At 73.9% G+C, this 16,717-nt stretch carries 17 protein-coding genes; 7 read left to right on the top strand and 10 right to left on the bottom strand.

Going from position 1 to position 16,717, the window contains the following annotated elements; genetic code table 11:
• Positions 1–121: 121 nt before the first annotated feature.
• Positions 122–298 (bottom strand): hypothetical protein, encoded by a 177-nt coding sequence (locus ACZ56B_RS24575; protein WP_468794599.1) that lies wholly within the window; start codon positions 296–298, stop codon positions 122–124.
• 180 nt (positions 299–478) lie between these two features.
• Here ACZ56B_RS24575 and ACZ56B_RS24570 point away from each other — a divergent pair, with 180 nt between their 5' ends.
• From ACZ56B_RS24570 to ACZ56B_RS24560, 3 genes are all read left to right on the top strand, one after another.
• Positions 479–1,894, top strand: coding sequence for an amidase (locus ACZ56B_RS24570; RefSeq protein WP_468794596.1), 1,416 nt, complete (start codon positions 479–481; stop codon positions 1,892–1,894).
• A 70-nt stretch (positions 1,895–1,964) separates the two neighbouring features.
• The gene (locus ACZ56B_RS24565) at positions 1,965–2,645 is read left to right on the top strand and encodes a TetR/AcrR family transcriptional regulator (protein WP_468794593.1); all 681 of its coding nucleotides are present in this window, start codon (positions 1,965–1,967) and stop codon (positions 2,643–2,645) included.
• 172 nt (positions 2,646–2,817) lie between these two features.
• Positions 2,818–4,422 carry an MDR family MFS transporter gene (locus ACZ56B_RS24560; RefSeq protein WP_468794634.1) on the top strand — a complete coding sequence of 535 codons (1,605 nt, stop codon included), beginning with the start codon at positions 2,818–2,820 and terminating at the stop codon, positions 4,420–4,422.
• Between the two features lie 116 nt (positions 4,423–4,538).
• Here ACZ56B_RS24560 and ACZ56B_RS24555 read toward each other — a convergent pair whose 3' ends face one another.
• Positions 4,539–4,970, bottom strand: a complete 432-nt coding sequence (locus ACZ56B_RS24555) for a pyridoxamine 5'-phosphate oxidase family protein (RefSeq protein WP_468794590.1) — start codon at positions 4,968–4,970, stop codon at positions 4,539–4,541.
• Between the two features lie 339 nt (positions 4,971–5,309).
• Between ACZ56B_RS24555 and ACZ56B_RS24550 the strand changes: the two genes are divergently transcribed.
• The 3 genes from ACZ56B_RS24550 to ACZ56B_RS24540 all read left to right on the top strand — a co-directional run bounded on the left by ACZ56B_RS24550 (position 5,310) and on the right by ACZ56B_RS24540 (position 8,121).
• Positions 5,310–5,528 carry an EF-hand domain-containing protein gene (locus tag ACZ56B_RS24550; RefSeq protein ID WP_468794587.1) on the top strand — a complete coding sequence of 73 codons (219 nt, stop codon included), beginning with the start codon at positions 5,310–5,312 and terminating at the stop codon, positions 5,526–5,528.
• 449 nt (positions 5,529–5,977) lie between these two features.
• Entirely contained in the window at positions 5,978–7,039 is a 1,062-nt protein-coding gene (locus tag ACZ56B_RS24545) for a right-handed parallel beta-helix repeat-containing protein (RefSeq protein ID WP_468794584.1), read from the top strand.
• 53 nt (positions 7,040–7,092) lie between these two features.
• Positions 7,093–8,121 carry a methyltransferase gene (locus ACZ56B_RS24540; RefSeq protein WP_468794581.1) on the top strand — a complete coding sequence of 343 codons (1,029 nt, stop codon included), beginning with the start codon at positions 7,093–7,095 and terminating at the stop codon, positions 8,119–8,121.
• 83 nt (positions 8,122–8,204) lie between these two features.
• Here ACZ56B_RS24540 and ACZ56B_RS24535 read toward each other — a convergent pair whose 3' ends face one another.
• The 7 genes from ACZ56B_RS24535 to ACZ56B_RS24505 all read right to left on the bottom strand — a co-directional run bounded on the left by ACZ56B_RS24535 (position 8,205) and on the right by ACZ56B_RS24505 (position 13,542).
• Positions 8,205–8,540: a TcmI family type II polyketide cyclase gene (locus ACZ56B_RS24535; protein ID WP_468794578.1), complete on the bottom strand. Its 336-nt coding sequence runs from the start codon at positions 8,538–8,540 to the stop codon at positions 8,205–8,207.
• A gap of 49 nt (positions 8,541–8,589) precedes the next feature.
• On the bottom strand, positions 8,590–9,072 hold the full coding sequence (locus tag ACZ56B_RS24530) for an SRPBCC family protein (protein ID WP_468794575.1): 483 nt from the start codon (positions 9,070–9,072) through the stop codon (positions 8,590–8,592).
• Between the two features lie 2 nt (positions 9,073–9,074).
• Complete coding sequence (locus ACZ56B_RS24525; protein ID WP_468794572.1) at positions 9,075–9,335, bottom strand: acyl carrier protein; 261 nt, start codon at positions 9,333–9,335, stop codon at positions 9,075–9,077.
• A 28-nt stretch (positions 9,336–9,363) separates the two neighbouring features.
• Positions 9,364–10,620, bottom strand: coding sequence for a ketosynthase chain-length factor (locus ACZ56B_RS24520; RefSeq protein WP_468794569.1), 1,257 nt, complete (start codon positions 10,618–10,620; stop codon positions 9,364–9,366).
• Positions 10,617–11,885, bottom strand: coding sequence for a beta-ketoacyl-[acyl-carrier-protein] synthase family protein (locus ACZ56B_RS24515; protein ID WP_468794567.1), 1,269 nt, complete (start codon positions 11,883–11,885; stop codon positions 10,617–10,619). Before ACZ56B_RS24515 ends, ACZ56B_RS24520 begins: the two co-directional genes overlap by 4 nt.
• Positions 11,882–12,349: a cupin domain-containing protein gene (locus ACZ56B_RS24510; RefSeq protein ID WP_468794564.1), complete on the bottom strand. Its 468-nt coding sequence runs from the start codon at positions 12,347–12,349 to the stop codon at positions 11,882–11,884. Before ACZ56B_RS24510 ends, ACZ56B_RS24515 begins: the two co-directional genes overlap by 4 nt.
• Before the next feature lie 68 nt (positions 12,350–12,417).
• Positions 12,418–13,542 (bottom strand): SchA/CurD-like domain-containing protein, encoded by a 1,125-nt coding sequence (locus ACZ56B_RS24505; RefSeq protein WP_468794561.1) that lies wholly within the window; start codon positions 13,540–13,542, stop codon positions 12,418–12,420.
• A 230-nt stretch (positions 13,543–13,772) separates the two neighbouring features.
• On the opposite strand from ACZ56B_RS24505, the gene ACZ56B_RS24500 reads away from it, so the two are divergent.
• On the top strand, positions 13,773–15,479 hold the full coding sequence (locus ACZ56B_RS24500) for an FAD-dependent oxidoreductase (RefSeq protein ID WP_468794558.1): 1,707 nt from the start codon (positions 13,773–13,775) through the stop codon (positions 15,477–15,479).
• 45 nt (positions 15,480–15,524) lie between these two features.
• Here ACZ56B_RS24500 and ACZ56B_RS24495 read toward each other — a convergent pair whose 3' ends face one another.
• On the bottom strand, positions 15,525–16,493 hold the full coding sequence (locus ACZ56B_RS24495) for a hypothetical protein (RefSeq protein ID WP_468794555.1): 969 nt from the start codon (positions 16,491–16,493) through the stop codon (positions 15,525–15,527).
• Positions 16,494–16,717 lie beyond the last annotated feature (224 nt).

The raw sequence follows: 16,717 nt of genomic DNA, 5'->3' as shown, positions 1-16,717 counted from the left end.
ACCCCCGAAACCCCACCACCCCCCCCCTCCCCCCCCCCCCCCCCCCCCCCCCCCCCCCCCCCCCCCCCCCCCCCCCCCCCCCCCCCCCCCCCCCCCCCCCCGCGACCGGGACGGCCGGCGGTCACTCCTGCCCGGCGGACGCGTCCTCCCCGCCCGGGGCGGCGGTGTCGTCCTGCGCGCCGGGGCTGCCGGACGGTGGCCGGGACTGCCGTTCCTCCTCTTCCTCGGGGTGGACGTCCTTCTCGCCGGTGACCTGTTCCAGCGGGTGGGACGGTTCGTTCTCGCGGGGACCGTTCATGGTGGTTCCTCCTCGGGCTCTCGGTTCCGGGTCCCCTGAAGCGCGCCGTCCATCACCCCGGTCCCCGTCCGTCCGCGACGCCCCGCCGGCTTCGGCGGGGGGCCGGTGACCCCTCGCCTGTTACCTGCCGGTAAGGAATGATGGCGGACGACCACGCACACGGCCGGGGCTGGGGGAGCGGTGACGACTTTCGAGGAACGGACCACGGTGCACGCCTTCCGGGACGACGCCCTCGGCGAGCACGACGCCGTCGGTCTCGCCGAGGCGATCCGGCGGGGGGAGGTCGGCGCCGCCGAGGCCGCCCGGGCCGCGGCCGAGCGGGTGCGGGCGGTCGAGGCGCGGCTCCACGCGGTCCAGACGCACGTCGAGACCCCGGCGCACGCCGCGGGGGCGGACGGCCCCTTCGCCGGGGTGCCGACCTTCGTCAAGGACAACACCGACTACCTGGGGCTGCCCACCGGCCACGGCAGCACGGCCTTCACCCCGAGGGCCGCGCGGCGGCACGCGCCGTTCGTCCGGCAGTTCCTGAGCAGCGGCGTCACGGTGCTGGGCAAGACCCGGCTGCCCGAGTTCGGGTTCAGCCCGACCACGGAGTACGAGGGCGCCGAGCCCGTCCGCAACCCGTGGCACACGGGCCGCTCGGCGGGCGGTTCGTCGGGCGGCAGCGCGGCGCTCGTGGCCGCCGGGGCGGTGCCGATCGCGCACGCCAACGACGGCGGCGGATCGATCCGGATCCCCGCGGCCTGCTGCGGGCTCGTCGGCCTCAAGCCGACCCGCGGCCGGGTCCTGCCGAACGCCCAGAGCCGCAGGCTGCCCCTCGACATCGTCTGCGACGGCATCGTGAGCCGTTCCGTACGGGACACCGCCGCCTTCCTCGCGGCCGCCGAGAAGTACTGGCGCAACCCGGGGCTGCCGCCCCTGGGCCTGGTCGAGGGCCCCTCGCGGCGGCGTCTGCGCATCGGGTTCCTGCTGGACTCCCCGAACGGCGTCCGCTCCGACCCCGCGACCCGGGCGGCCGTCACGGAGACGGCGGCGACGCTCGAACGGCTCGGCCACGCCGTGGAGCCGGTGGAGCCGGTCCTCGACCCCCGCTTCACCGAGGACTTCCTCACCTACTGGGGGATGCTGTCGTTCCTCCTCGGCGTCACGGGCCGGACCCTCGGCGCGGACTTCGACCGGCGCCGCATGGACGGCCTCAGCCGGGGACTGCGCGAGGACTACCTGAGGAACTGGCGGCGCACCCCGGGCGTGCTGCGGAGACTGAGGCGCGCGAGGGAGGCGTACGCGGCGGCGTTCCGCGGACTCGACCTCGTCCTCTCCCCCGTGCTCGCCCACACCGCACCGCCGATCGGCCACCTCGGCCCGGCCGTTCCCTATCCGGTGCTGATCGAGCGGATCCTCGCCTACGTCGCGTTCACCCCGCTCGACAACGTCGTCGGCACACCGTCGGTCTCGGTGCCCGCCGCGAGCGCCACCGAGGACGGGACGCCCGTCGGCGTGATGTTCTCCGGCCGCCCCGGAGCCGAACGGACGCTCCTGGAGGTGGCGTTCGCCCTGGAGGCGGACCGTCCCTTCCGGCGGATCCAGGACGTGTGACGCCGCGGCCGCCCTCCGCGTCCCGGGCGGGCCCGTTATTAATTTTGCACGACGTGCATCTTTGCATACCATGCACGTCGTGTCGGAGAAGAGAGCCGCGGGAGGCGGCCTGCGGGAGCGGAAGAAGCGGGCGACGCGTGCCGCGCTCGCCGAGGCCGCGGTGCGGCTGGCCGCCGAGCACGGTGCGGAGAAGGTCACCGTCGAGGCGATCAGCGCGGCGGCCGGGGTGTCCGTGCGGACCTTCTTCAACTACTTCGACACGCGCGACGACGCCTTCGTGGTGATCGACGCGGACACGGGCGCGCGGATGCGGCGGGCGGTGCTCGACGCGCCGGCCTCGCTCTCCCCCCTGGAGGCCCTGCGCGAAGCCATGACGGCGGAACTCGCCGAGGCGGAGCAGCGGCACGAGCTGTGGCGGCTGCACGCCCGGGTGCTGCACGCCTCGCCGCACCTGCTGGTGCGCAGCCTCGGCGCGCACCTGGCGGACGAGACCGAACTGGCCGAGGTCATCGCCGCGCGCATCCGCTCCGGCGGCCGGCCGGCGTCCGCACCCGCCCCCGTGGCCGGGTCCGACGAGGAACGGCGCAGGGCGCTCGACCTGTACCCGCGGCTGCTGGCCGCGGTGGCGGGCACCGCGGTGCGGATCAGCCTGGAGCACTGGTCCGCCCGGCAGGAGGAAGCGGCCTTCCCCGAGGTCTTCCGGGAGGTGTTCGCCCTCCTCGCCGCCGGCCTTCCGGCTCCTCCCGCCTGAGTCGCCCGCACCGGCCCCCGGTCTCCGGCCGCGGCCACCACCCCAGCCGTCCGTCCGTGCCCACGAGCGCGCCGCCCCGCGCCGCCGCCCGGCCCGTGCGGACCGTCCGACCCTCACCGAAAGAGATCCCGTGACCCCAGCCCAGGCGCCCGACGACGCGCCTCCCACCTCCATGACCCACCGGCAGATACTCCAGGCCATGTCCGGCCTGATGGCCGGCATGTTCGTCGCGATCCTGGCCGGCACCGTCGTGTCCAACGCGCTGCCCACGATCATCGCCGACCTGGGCGCCAGCCAGTCCTCCTACACCTGGGTCGTCACCTCCGAACTGCTGGCCATGACCGCGACGGTGCCCCTGTGGGGGAAGCTGTCCGACCTGTTCAACAAGAAACTGCTGCTCCAGCTCTCGCTGGGCATGTTCGTGGTCGGCTCGCTGCTGGCGGGCTTCTCCGAGGGCATCGGCCTGCTGATCTTCAGCCGGGTCGTGCAGGGCATCGGCGCGGGCGGCCTGACCGCCCTCGCACAGGTCGTGATGGCCGCCATCATCCCGCCCCGTCAGCTCGGCAAGTACGCCGGCATCTTCGGTGCCGTCTTCGCCGTGGGCACCGTGGCCGGACCGCTGATCGGCGGTGTGCTGGTCGACACCTCCTGGCTGGGCTGGCGCTGGTGCTTCTTCATCGGCGTGCCGTTCGCCCTGCTCGCCATCGTGCTGCTGCAGCGCACGCTGCGGCTGGCCACCGTGCGGCGCGAGGTGCGGATCGACTGGCTCGGCGCCTTCCTGATCGTCGCCGGTGTCTGCGCACTGCTCATCTGGGTCTCGCTGGCCGGCAACGAGTTCGACTGGCTGTCCTGGCAGACCGCCGCCCTCGCGGGCGGTGGCACGGTGGTGCTGCTCGCCGCGGTCCTCGTGGAGGCCCGCACCCCCGAGCCGGTCATCCCGCTCGGCATCTTCCGCAACCGCACGGTGACGCTGACCACCGTCGCCAGCCTCCTGGTCGGTGTCGCCATGTTCGGCGGGACCGTCTTCCTCTCGCAGTACTTCCAGATCTCCCTGGGCAAGACGCCGACCGTCGCCGGCCTGATGAGCCTGCCCATGATCATGGGTCTGCTGGTGTCGTCGACCATCGCCGGACAGGTGATCAGCCGGACCGGCAAGTGGAAGCGGTACCTGGTGGCGGGCGCGGTCATCATGTCCGTCGGTCTCGGGCTGCTCTCCACGATCGGGGTCGAGACCCACTTCGGCCTCCTCAGCCTCTACATGGCGGTGCTCGGCGTCGGCGTCGGCATGCTGATGCAGAACCTGGTGCTCGCCGCCCAGAACGACGTGCCCGCCGCCGAACTGGGCGCCGCGACCTCCGTGCTGTCCTTCTTCCGCAGCATGGGCGGCACCATCGGCACCAGCGTCCTCGGCGCGATCCTCGCCAACCGGGTCGCCAGCGAGACGACCGAGGGCTTCCGGGAGGCGGGCATCACCGTGCCGGCCGGTGAGGGCTCGGGCGGGAGCAGCGTTCCGGACATGTCCACGCTGCCCGCCCCGATGCGGGCCGTCGTGGAGCACGCCTACGGCGTCGCCACGGCCGACCTGTTCCTCATCGCCACGCCGTTCGCGCTGCTCGCGCTGGTCGCCGTCGTGTTCCTGAAGGAGAAGCCGCTGAAGACCACCAGCGGCATGGAGCGCCTCGCCGAGGAGGCCGGCGCCCCGGACACCGCGTCGGAGCCGGTGCCCGGGCACGGTCCGGCACCGGCGGGCAAGGACCCGGCGGCGCCGTTCGGCTGAGCCGGACACCGGCACACCGCCGGACACCCGCGGCCGGACGGGGCCGCCCACCGCACGGTGGGCGGCCCCGTCCGGCGTCCGGCGCGCCGCCGCCCGGCCGCTGCCGCGCCGCGGCGTCACCAGCCGGGCGGCCTCGCGGTGCCCAGGGCGCGGATGACGGTGATCTCGATGACCACCCGGTCCGGGTTGACGCGCGGCTGCCGGTAGCGCTCGGCGTAGCGGCGCTCGGCCTCGGCCACGGACGCGGCGTCGTCCCGGACGACGGCGGGGCCCTCCAGGGTGCACCAGCGCCGGCCGTCGACCTGGCTGACGGCGACCGCGGCCCCCGGGGCGGCCCGCACGTTGCGGACCTTCTTGCTCCCGGCGTCGCTGATGACGCGGGCGATGCGGGTCTCGGGGTCGTAGGTGACCCCGACGGGCACGAGGTGCACGGTGCCGTCCTCCGGGCGCCGGGTGGCGAGGAAGCACACCCGGCGCTCCCGCCAGAAGGCGGCGTCGGTCTCCGTATCGGCTCCGGCTCCGGCCGGCGGCGGGGTGTCGGGGCGCAACGCTCCTCCTCGGTGCGGACGGCACGGCGGGGCGGGGCCGCCGCCCCGTCCGGGACGGTCCGGCTCCGGGCCCTGCCACCGACCGTACGCCGGGGAAGGCCCCCGCACCCGCACCGGGGTCCGGGGAGCGGTCCGTGGGCCACCCGGGCGGCGCCGGGGCCCGTGCGGACGGCGGGCCGCCCGGGGCGTCGGGGCGCGGTGGCCGGCCGCTCCTCCGGCGCCCCCGGCGGGCGCCTGCGGGCCGGCCGCGGCGACCGGGGCAGCGCCCGTGCCGCTCCGGGGCGGACGGATAGTGTGGGCGCGTCAGCGAAGATCACGGAAGGCAGAAGGACGGAGCACATGGCGGACATCGTGGAGACGGCGGCGCGGAAGGTCTTCGAGCGCTACGACGTGAACGGGGACGGCCTGGTCACCGCGGACGAGTACCGGAAGGTCGTGGCGGAGCTGGAGGGCTCCCACCTGACGGAGTCACAGGCCCGGGAGCTGATCGACTCGCTCGACACCGACGGCGACGGCCGGATGTCCTTCGAGGAGTTCTGGGCGGCCATGAACCGCTGACCCCACGGGGACACACGGGCCCGGCACGCGAGCGCGCCGGGCCGGCCCCTTCGCCCGGGGCACGGCCCGCTCCCGTCCGCCCCGGGACGCGCCCAGCCGGCGGGCGGCGCCCCGGCGGGGCGGGGATTCCCACGGGGCGGCCCTTCCCGGCCGGGGACGCGGCGCTCGCGGTGGAGGCCGGTCCCCCGGAGCGGTCGCGGCGGCGCGCAGGAGGGTCGTCCGAGCGCCGCGGCCGCGGTCCTCCGCCGCGAACGGGCGCCTGCGGGCGCGCTCGGCGGCGCCGACGGGGCGTCAGGTCCCGGCCGTCTCGGCCGCACCGGCTTTTCCGCGCCGTGTCCGCACCGCCCGGCGCCGCGGCGGGCCCGGCGGCCGCCGCCCCCGGGACGGACTTCTGCCCGCTCGGGTGATCACCGGTGGCGGGGCGGAACCCCCGCTCATAGCTTCGGCATATGACCAGACGACACATCGCCCCTCTCGCCTGCGCCGCCGCCGTCGTGGCCGCGGGGCTGGGGGCCGCCCCGCCGGCCGACGCTCCGACCGTGCACCGGGTGCGGCCCGGGGAGTCGATCCAGAAGGCCGTGGACGCGGCGGAACCGGGGGACACCGTCCTCCTCTCGCCCGGCACCTACCGGGAGAGCGTCGACATCACCGTGCCGGACCTGACCCTGCGCGGCCACGGCGCCCGCTCCACCGTCCTGGTGCCCGGCACGGACCCCGGCGGGAACGCCTGCGCCGCGGCGGGGCACGGCATCTGCGTGACCGGCACCGACGAGAAGCCCGTCGAGCGCGTCACCGTACGCTCGTTGACGCTGCGGGGCTTCGAGGAGAACGGGCTGTGGGCCACCGGGACCGACGGCCTGACGGTCCGACAGGTGACCGCCGAGCGGAACGGCCGGTGGGGCATCGCCGAGGAGCGCTCCGTGCGCAGCGTGCTCACCCACAACGTCCTCGAGGGGAACGGCGACGCCGGACTGTTCGTGGCCAACACCACCGACACCGAGGAAGGCGCCCGGGACGCCGGGAGGACGGTGATCCGGCACAACAGGCTGACCGGCAACCGGATCGGCGTCACCGTGCGGCGACTGCGGAACCTGACCGTCGACCGCAACGAGGCCACGGGCAACTGCGCCGCCGTCTTCGTGGTCGGCGACGAGTCCGAACCGCGCGCCGGGCAGCTGAGCGTGACGCGGAATCACGTCCATGCCAACAACCGGCACTGCCCCGCGGCGGCGCGGCTGCCCTTCCTCCAGGGCTCGGGCATCGTCCTCACCGGCGCCGAGAAGACGCTGGTGGCGGGGAACCGGGTCGAGGACAACCGCGGCACCTCCCCGCTCTCCGGCGGCATCGTGCTCTTCAAGAGCCTCGTCGGCTCCCCCAACGAGCACAACCGGATCCGCGACAACCTGGTGACCGGCAACAGCCCGGCCGACCTGGCCCACCGGGACACCGCCGGGAACAACACGTTCAGCCGCAACACCTGCACGCTCTCCGAGCCCGCCGGAATGTGCTGACGGCCCACCCACCCCCACCCACAGACAGCACGACAACAGAAACGAGGCAACGGATGACGACCGTTGATCCGGCTCCCCCGCCGTCCATGCGGCTGCGGGAACTCGTGTTCGGGGCGGCGTGTGCCGCCGCCGTGCGCGCGGCCGCCCGCCTGGGAGTGGCGGACGCGCTGGACGACACCCCCATGACCGCGGACGACCTGGCGAGGGAGGTGAAGGCCGAGCCGCACACCCTGCGGCGGCTGCTGCGCGCGCTGACCTGCCAGGGCGTCTTCACCGAGAACCCCGACGGCACGTTCGGGCACACCGGGATGTCACGGCTGCTGCGCGAGGACGATCCGCACAGCCTGCGCTACATCGCCCTGTGGTGCACCGAGCCGTGGACCTGGAACGTCTGGCCGCTGCTCGACGAGGCCGTGCGCTCGGGCCGGAACGTCTTCGAGGACGTGTACGACCGGGAGTTCTTCACGTACCTCAACGAGGCGGCCCCCGCGTCCGCGCACGTGTTCAACCGGGCCATGACGACGTCCAGCAGGCAGTCCGCGCGCGACGTCGCCCGGCTGCTCGACCTCGGCGACGCCTCCTCGGTGGTGGACATCGGGGGCGGTCAGGGGCACGTCCTGGCCGGCCTCCTGGAGAAGCACCCGCGCCTCCACGGCACCCTGCTCGACCTGCCGGGCGTCATCGAGAACGCCGATCCGCGGCTGTGCGAGGGCGGCGCGCTCGCCGGCCGCGCCGAGCTCCTGCCCGGGGACTGCCGCGAGGACGTCCCCGTCCGGGCGGACGTGTACCTCATCAAGAACGTCCTGGAGTGGGACGACGACAGCACCCGCAGGGCGCTGGCGAACGTCCGCCGGGCGGCGGGGCCCGGGGCCCGGGTCGTCGTCATCGAGAACCTGGTGGACGACACCCCGTCGATGCGGTTCACCACCGCCATGGACCTGCTGCTGCTCCTCAACGTCGGCGGCGCCAAGCACACCCGGCAGAGCATGACGGACCGCCTGACCGACGCGGGACTGGACATCGACGGCATCCGGCCGGTGAACGCCTACCTCCACGCCTTCGAGTGCACCGTCCCCGGCTGACCCGCACCCGTGGCGACCCCGAGGCCGCCGGCTCCGCGACCGACGCGGGACCGGCGGCCTCCGGTTGTCCACCGGGCACCCGGTCAGGCGCCGGCGTCCCGCTCCCAGCGGTAGAAACACCGCGCCATGGCGTCCTGCGGACCGCGCCACGTGGCCGGGTCGTACGCGCTGACGTACGCCTCCAGCTGCCGGCTGACACTGCGGAACTCGGGGTGCGAGGCCACCTTCGCGATGGCGGGCGCCGGGTCCTGCTCGGACTCGATGAGGTGCAGGTACACGTCGTCACCGAACTGGAAGAGGCTGCGGCGGCTGACGCCCACCAGGTGGGGGAGTTCGCCCCGGTCGGAGGCGGCGAACACGTCGGCGATCTGCGGCGCCGAACCCGGCTTCATCCGGGCGACGATGAGGGCGTGGTGCATCGGGGGTGGTGTCCTTCCTGGTCGGGCCCGGTCGGGCCTGGTCGGGTGCTCAGCGGGAGGACGCCACGGACGCGTTCTCGCGCTCGCCGGCGGCCTGCTCGATCCGGTCCCGGATGAGGGCCATCTGCGTGCGGGAGTTGCGGTTGATGTTGTCCGTCATCCACGCGTCGTCGACCGGGGCGTCGGGCTTCATCGCGAAGTCCTGGACCCAGCGCATCCGGACGCCGCCCGGCACCTCCTCGTACTCCCACAGGATGTTCATGTGGGCGAAGGGCCCGGTCTCGACGCGACGGGCACGGACGGTCCGCTGCTCGCGGTCCGGGGTGCGCTCCGACACCCAGCTCCACACCTTGCCGTTCTCGTCCGGGTGCATCGTCAGCCGGAACGTCGTCGTGGCGCCCTCGCGGGAGAGCACCTCGACCGAGGCGTACTCGCTGAACAGGTTCGGCCAGTTCTCCAGGTCGTTGGTCATCTCCCAGACGAGGTCGAAGGGAGCGTCGATGGTGATGCTGTTCTCGGTGTGTCCGGCCACTTTCAGGCTCCAGCCGTGAGGGTGCTGTTGACGAGGTCCAGGAACTCCCGGGGCGTCCTGCAGCGCTCCGAGTCGGGGGGGAGCGACCGGCCGTACCGGTTCTCCAGCTCGCCGACGATGCCGAGCAGGCCGAGCGAGTCGAGGCCGAAGGAGTCGAACGGGGACTCCGCGGCCTGCCTGAGTTCCTGGGGGTCGACGGTGATGCCGGCCGCCTTCTTCATCAGGGCGGCCAGCTCGTCGAAGGTCATCTCAGAAGTGATCATGGGTGTGTCTGCTCCTTCCCGCCCGGTCCTACCGGGCGGATTCGCCGGCGCGGCGCACGACCAGCGCCGCGTTGGACCCCATCAGTCCCCTGCTCAGGACGAGGGCCGTGCGCAGCTCGGCGGGGCGAGCGCGCGACCTCACCAGGTCGAGGTCGTGACAGATGTCGGACACGTTGGGCGTGGGCGGCACCCGGCCGTGCTCCATGGCGAGCACCGCGGCCACCGTGTCCAGCACGGGCGCCGCGCAGTGGGCGCGTCCGATGCCCGTCTTGGGCGCGGTGACCGGCACGCGGGTGCCGTGCGCGCCCAGGGCGTCGGCGATCGCCAGCGCCTCGGCGCGGTCCGCCTCCGGGACGCCCAGGGCGTCGGCGAACACGACGTCGACCTCCTCCGGGGCGCAGCCCGCCTCGTCGAGGGCGCCGCGGATCGCGCGGGCGAGCCCCTCCCGCGACTCCTCCCAGCGGGAGGCCCCGGTGAAGGTGGAGGCATGACCGTCCACGGTGGCCCGGACGGTCGCTCCGCGCTCCCGCGCCCGGTCCTCGTCCTCGACGACGAGCAGGGCGCCGCCCTCGGCGGGGACGAAGCCGCAGGCGTCCTCGGTGAACGGGCGGTAGGCGCGTTCGGGGTCGTCGACGGTGCTGAGCTCGCGGTAACCGAGCTGGCACACCATCGAGTAGGGGGCGAGGGGCGCCTCCGCGGCGCCCACGAGCATCGTGCCGGTGCCGCGCTGCACCGCGCGGGCCGCGTGCGCGAGGGCGTCGAGACCGCCGGCCTCGTCGCTCGCCACCACCCCGCACGGCCCCTTGAAGCCGCCGCGGATGGAGATCTGGCCGGTGCTCGCCGCGTAGAACCATGCGATGGACTGGTACGGGCCGACGAACTTCGAGCCCTGTCCCCACAGCTTCTGCAGCTCGCGCTGGCCGAACTCGCCGCCGCCCGATCCGGCGGCGGTCACCACGCCGACGGAGAACGGCTCCGCGGGATCCCCGCCGCCGAGACCCGCGTCGTCGAGGGCGAGGGCGGCCGCGGCCATCGCGAAGTGGCTGAACCGGTCGGTCTGGACCAGGAACCGGTCCTCGATGAGGGCCGTCGCGTCGAAGGCCCGCACCTCGCCCGCCACGCGCAGCGGCAGGTGGTCGCAGCCCTCGCGGGTGATCCGGTCCAGTACGGGGACGCCCTCGCTGACGGCTTTCCAGTAGGCGTCCGTCCGCTGCCCGTTGGGCGCGACCACCCCTATGCCGGTGACGGCCACGCGCCGGGCGGGCCGGGTGCGTTCAGTGCTCATCGGTTCCTCCCGCCCGGCCCGGTCAGCAGCACCGCGGACTGGAAACCGCCGAAACCGCTGCCCACGGAGAGCACGTTGCTCAGCTTCCGCGAGCGGGCGGTGCGCGGCACGTAGTCCAGGTCGCACTCGGGGTCGGGGGTCTCGTAGTTCGCCGTCGGCGGCACGACCTGGTGCTTCATGGCGAGGACGCAGGCCACCACCTCGATGGCGCCGATCGCGCCCAGCGAGTGCCCCACCATCGACTTGATGGAGCTCATGGGCGTCCGGTAGGCGTGCGCGCCCAGGGACCGCTTCACCGCGGCCGTCTCGTGCCGGTCGTTCTGCCGGGTGCCGGAGCCGTGCGCGTTGACGTAGTCGATCTGCGTGGGATCGATCCGGGCCTGGTCGAGCGTGGTGTCGATCGCCCGGGCCATCTCCAGCCCCTCACTGGTCAGACCGGTCATGTGGTAGGCGTTTCCGTAGGTGGCGTAGCCGCCGATCTCGCAGTAGATCTCCGCGCCGCGCGCCCGGGCGTGCTCGTACTCCTCCAGGACCAGCACCGCCGCGCCCTCGCCCATCACGAAGCCGTCACGACGGGCGTCGAACGGCCGGGAGGCGTGCTCGGGATCGTCGTTGTTGGGCGAGGTCGCCTTGATGGCGTCGAAGCACGCCATCGTGATCGGTGAGATCGGCGAGTCCGACGCCCCCGCGATGCAGACGTCGGCCCGGCCCTCGGCGATGGTGTGGAAGGCGTAGCCGACCGCGTCCAGCCCGGAGGTGCAGCCGGTGGAGACCGTCTGCACCGGGCCCCGGGCGCCGAACCGCTCGGCCACGACCGAGGCGAGCGTGCTCGGCTGGAACGCCTGGTGCAGCTCCGGCTCGGCCGCCCGGTGGTCCACGTCCCAGCGTCGGCCGCGCTCGCTGACCAGCACGTAGTCGTGTTCCAGACGGGTGGTGCCGCCGACCGCGCTGCCCAGGCTGACCGCCGTGCGCCAGGGGTCCAGGGCCGCGGTGTCGAGCCCGGAGTCCCGGACGGCCTCGCCGGCGGCGACGACCGCGAACTGGATGTACCGGTCGGCGTGCTGGCACAGGTCCGCGTCGAGGCCGTGCTCGTACGGGTCGAAGTCGCACTCGGCGGCGATGCGCGAGCGCAGGCCCGCCGGATCGAACAGGGTGATGCCCCGGGTCGCGGTGCGACCGGAGGCGAGAAGGTCCCAGAACGCCGGAGCCCCGACGCCGCCGGGAGCGACCACCCCTACACCGGTGACGGCTATGCGCCGGATCATTTCACGGCTCCGCTGGTCTCGGCCGGACGGCCCTGCTCCGGTCCGCCGACCGTCAGCTGCGGCCCCGCCGCCGCGCCCTCGGTCTCCTCGGTGTCGACGTGGCCGAGGCTCGGGTGCGGGGCGAGCGGACCCAGGTGGAAGACCATGCGGGCCTCCTGGTCGCCGACGTTGCGGAAGCGGTGCCGCATGTCGATCGGGATCATCAGCCCCTGGTCGGCCCGGAGCGGGAACGGCTCGCCGTCCAGGTCCACCTCGAGCGCGCCGCTGACGACGTACACGAACTCCTCGGAGTACGGGTGGTAGTGCTCGCCGATGCGTTCGCCGGGCCGGATGATGGCCAGTCCCATGAAACCGCTGGTGGATCCCACGGTCGCCGGCGTGAGCAGGGTCCTGAGATCACCCCCGCGCCTCCGGTTGGGTTCCGTCTCGCTCAGGTCCACGATGCGTGGGTGCTGCTTGGACATGGTTGATACCTCCGAGTGGGAGCGGTGACGTCCGGGCCGCGGCGGCCGGCCGTCACCGCGGTCGGCCGTCAGGAATTCGCCGAGCTGCGGTCGGTGACGGGCATCATGTCGGCGTGGGCCAGGAGCCGGTGCAGGTTGCGCTCCGAGTCCAGGGAGCCCTCGACGCCGATCGCGGCGCGGTCCAGGAGGCGCTCCAGTTCGGCCGCCTTCCCCGTGCCCTTGACGCCGAGGGCGGCGGCGGGATCGAGGTCGAGGTCACCGGTGGCGTCGATCTGGCGGACCACGACGTCGTCGCGCTGGAAGACGGTGCTCGCGTACACCAGGCCGTCCGGGTCCTCGGCCGCGGCCTCGTCCTGGTGGGAGAGGAACCGGGCCAGCTCCGTGCCGCGGCCCGCCACGGCCGGGTAGTACATCATGTGCCGCCGCAGACCGGCGGGTTCCGGGCGGCCGGCCACCACGTGGTGCATGGCCGGGAGCGCGGCCCGGGTGAAGAACAGCCGGGCGGAGTCGGGGGCGGAAAGGTCCCGGTCCTGCTCCAGATGGGGGGTGATGGCGTCCTCCACCGCCTGGACCTCGGGCTGCTTGGCCACGTGGCACAGGGTGGACAGGAGGTCCCCCTCCACCTCCACGGACCGCACGACGCGGTTGCCGTGCAGGAACACCGAGGTGCGGTGCAGCCGCGTGATGCCGTCGATCCGCGTCTCGGGCGTGTCGTAGTTGGCCAGGATGTCCACGACCTTGGACTCGGAGCCCGGCTTGACGGTGAAGGTGAGGGCGTGGCGGGTCAGGCCGGCGCCCACGCGGGCCGCCTTCTGGAGGCCCGCCCGCGCGGCCTCGGCGGTGATCGGCTGCTCGGGGTGGGTCTCGCGCAGGACGCTGTAGCGCATCGACCGGGTCTCCCGGACGCAGCTGTGCATCGGCCGGACGATCTGGATGTGCTCCTCGCTGTTCACCCACGCGAGGAACGGCAGAGCGCTCTCCCACTCGCTGGTGATCAGCCACTGCGAGGGGTTCTCGATCGACTGGCACAGCTGGTCGCTGATGTGCCCGGGGACGGAAGCGACCTTGGTGCGCATGTGCTCGTACGCGTCGAGGAACCTCTCCTGGGCCCCCTCGTACAGGTCGAGCATCAGGATCACCCGCAGCCTCGAGCCGTCGAACGCCGACTGGGATACGCGTGCCGACATGGTCATCCGGCGTACCTCTCCTCTTCTTCGGAAGGTCAGGAACGACCGCCGTGTCCGAGGGGCCGGGGTCGCCATGCATAGATCGTTGACGCGCTTCCCCGGGGTGCGCGAGCGACGCGGGGCAGGTGGGTGAACCGCGTGCCATACGGGTGCCGCCCCGACGCGGACCGGCCCGCGCCGGGAAGGACAGGTGCGTCCCTTTCCCAACCGTCGAGGGTGACGCTGGAGGCGTTTCAATGAATCGATCGGATACGGCCGGCCAGGCGGAGCACCGCACGCCGGTCCTCGTCGTCGGCGGCTCCCTGGTGGGCCTGTCCATGTCCGTGTTCCTGGGGCGTCTGGGCGTACCGCACACGCTCGTCGAGCGCCACGCGGGCACGTCGATCCATCCGCGCGGGCGGGGCAACAACGTGCGCACCATGGAACTGTTCCGGACGGCCGGGCTCGAGCGGCGCATCGGCCGGGCCGCGTCGGTCCTGGCGGACAACCACGGCATCCTGCAGACCTCGAACCTGGTGGACGACGAGGGCGAGTGGCTGCTCCAGCAGATCGACCCCGGCGGCGGGATCGCCCGCTTCAGCCCCAGCGGGTGGTGCCTGTGCAGTCAGAACGACCTGGAACCGGTGCTCCTCGAAGGAGCCCGCGAGCTCGGCGGGGACCTGCGCTTCAGCACGGAGATGATGTCCTTCGACCAGGACGCCGAGGGCGTGACGGCACGGGTCAAGAACCGGGAGAGCGGCGAGCACACCACGATCCGGGCGGACTACCTCGTCGCCGCCGACGGTCCGCGCAGCCCCGTCCGCCAGTCACTGGGCATCGGGCAGAACGGCCCGGGCGACCTGTTCCACAACGTGAGCCTCACGTTCACCTCCCGCCGCCTCGCCGACGTCGTCGGGGACCGGCGGTTCATCGTCTGCTACCTGACCGACCCGGAGGCCGACGGAGCCCTGCTGCCGGTCGACAACCGGGAGCACTGGGTGTTCCACGCGCCCTGGCACCCCGAGCACGGCGAGACCCTGGAGGAGTTCACCGACGAGCGGTGCGTCGCCCACATCCGCAAGGCCGTCGGCGTGCCGGACCTCGACGTGGAGATCACCGGCCGGGCCGCCTGGCACGCCGCCGAGCGGGTCGCCGAACGGTACGCCGACGGCCGGGTGTTCCTGGCCGGCGACTCGGCCCACGAGATGTCGCCCACCGGGGCGTTCGGCTCCAACACCGGCATCCAGGACGCCCACAACCTCGCCTGGAAGCTGGCCGCCGTGCTCGGCGGCTGGGCCGCCCCCGGACTGCTGGACTCCTACGACGCCGAGCGCCGGCCCGTCGCGGAGGCGACCAGCGCCCGCGCCTCCTCCCGTTCGAGCGAGCACAGCCACCCCGGGTACACGCCCGCCCCCGGCGCTCCCCCCCTCGGGGCCCCCGCCCCCGGCGCCGGCGGTCCCGGTGGTCCCGGTGGTCCCGGCATGAAGCCGGGCGGCATCCTCAACGTGGCGCTCTGCTACCGCTATCCGCGCGGCGCGGTCCTGGGCACCGACCCGGCGGCCCCGGTCATCCCCGAAGGGGTGGTGCTGACCGGCGAGCCCGGCAGCCGCGCCCCGCACCTGTGGCTGGACCGCGCCGGCACCCGGATCTCCACGCTCGACCTGTACGAGCGGTCGTGCGTGCTGCTGAGTTCCGCGGACGGCGTCTGCGACTGGCACGGCGCGGCGGCGAAGGCCGCGAGCGACCTGTCCGTGCCGCTGGACGCGTACCGGATCGGCGACGGCCCCGGCGCGGAGCTGACCCCCGAGGACGGCGCGGACTGGGCCCGGGCGCACGGGGTCACCGCGGACGGCGCGGTGCTGGTCCGCCCCGACGGATTCGTCGCCTGGCGCTCCGAAGGCGCCGCGCCGGACCCGGTGGCGGCGCTGCGGGAGGCCCTCGCCACCGTCCTGGCGCGGAACTGACACCGCCCCGGCACGGAACCGACGGGCGGCGGCGCCCGGTGGACGTCACGTTCCGCCGACGCCGCCCTGCCGTCCCCGTTCCGCCTTGGCCAGGTGCTGCTCGAACCGCTGGAGGGCGGGTCCGTCGGCGTTCCACGGCCAGGGCGTGACCATCCCCTGCAGCGCCTGGAACACGGGGTGCGCGTCGGCGGCGCGCCCGGCCGCGCACAGCGCGTACGCCAGCACGTTCAGATCGGCCGCCGCCGCCGCGTGCTGGAAGAAGCCCGGCTTCGCCCACAGCGCGGCGGCCTGCTCCAGCGCGGCCGCGACCTGGCCGCCCTCCCACAGCTGACCGGCCGTCATGGCGCGGACCCCGCCCTGCGCCACCAGCCCCTGGTACTGCCGGACGGCGGCCGTCAGCTCGACGGCGGCGCACGGCGCGTTGGCCGGGATGCGGGCGCGCACCACGTCGACGAAGTCGAGGACGGCCGCGCTCGAGCCGCCTTCCTCCGGCGACAGGTAGGCGAGCATCTGCAGATACGCCTCGCGGTGCCAGCGGTCGCGTCCGGTGGCCTCCCGCCAGACGGCGTTGACCTCGCTCTGCGCGTACCGCTCGATCCGAGCCACGCCGAGCAGGGCCACCCACGGCAGCGGGTCCTGCGGTCTCAGCTCGGCGGCACGGCGGCAGTGGGAGACCACCTGCCCGGCGTCCTCGAGACGTCCGTCCCGCAGGCCGCGCGCCAGGCAGGTCCACGCGTGGAACACCAGGGCGTCGGCGTGGTCCGGTTCCCGGGCCGTCCAGGCCGCCGCCACCCCCGTGTCCACCGTCGCCCCGGCCAGTACGGACACCCGGTGGGCGCGGCGGTCCCAGTCGTCCCCGGTCTCCTCCAGCAGCGAGGAGACGAGCGCCACGTCCTGGGCCCGGCCGCTCCCGCTCCGCTTGCTCAAGCGGCCCAGTACGCGGATCAGTTCGGCGTCGTCGAGGGCCGGAGCGATACGGGGACGTCTGCTGGTGCGACTGCTGAAGAGGGGCATGCCCGAAGACTAGGAACCAGGGGTTCCCCGGCAACCCGCGGGAGCCGATCGTTACCGATCTGCCCCTTACCAGCGGGTAAGTCGCTCGTTCCGCCGCACGCCGAGCGGGGGGGGCGGGCCGTCCGGGCCCCCCGCGGGGGGGGTCCCCTGCTTCCAGGTCCAGGCCCCAGAGCAAAGTGCGCCAGGTACCCCCCCCCCGAGACGCGCTGTAAGAGGCGGGACCC

This window comes from Streptomyces sp. NPDC034670 (genome assembly GCF_055574875.1).
Note: the sequence above shows the minus strand (reverse complement) of the source record. Positions and strands in the feature narration are given on the sequence as shown.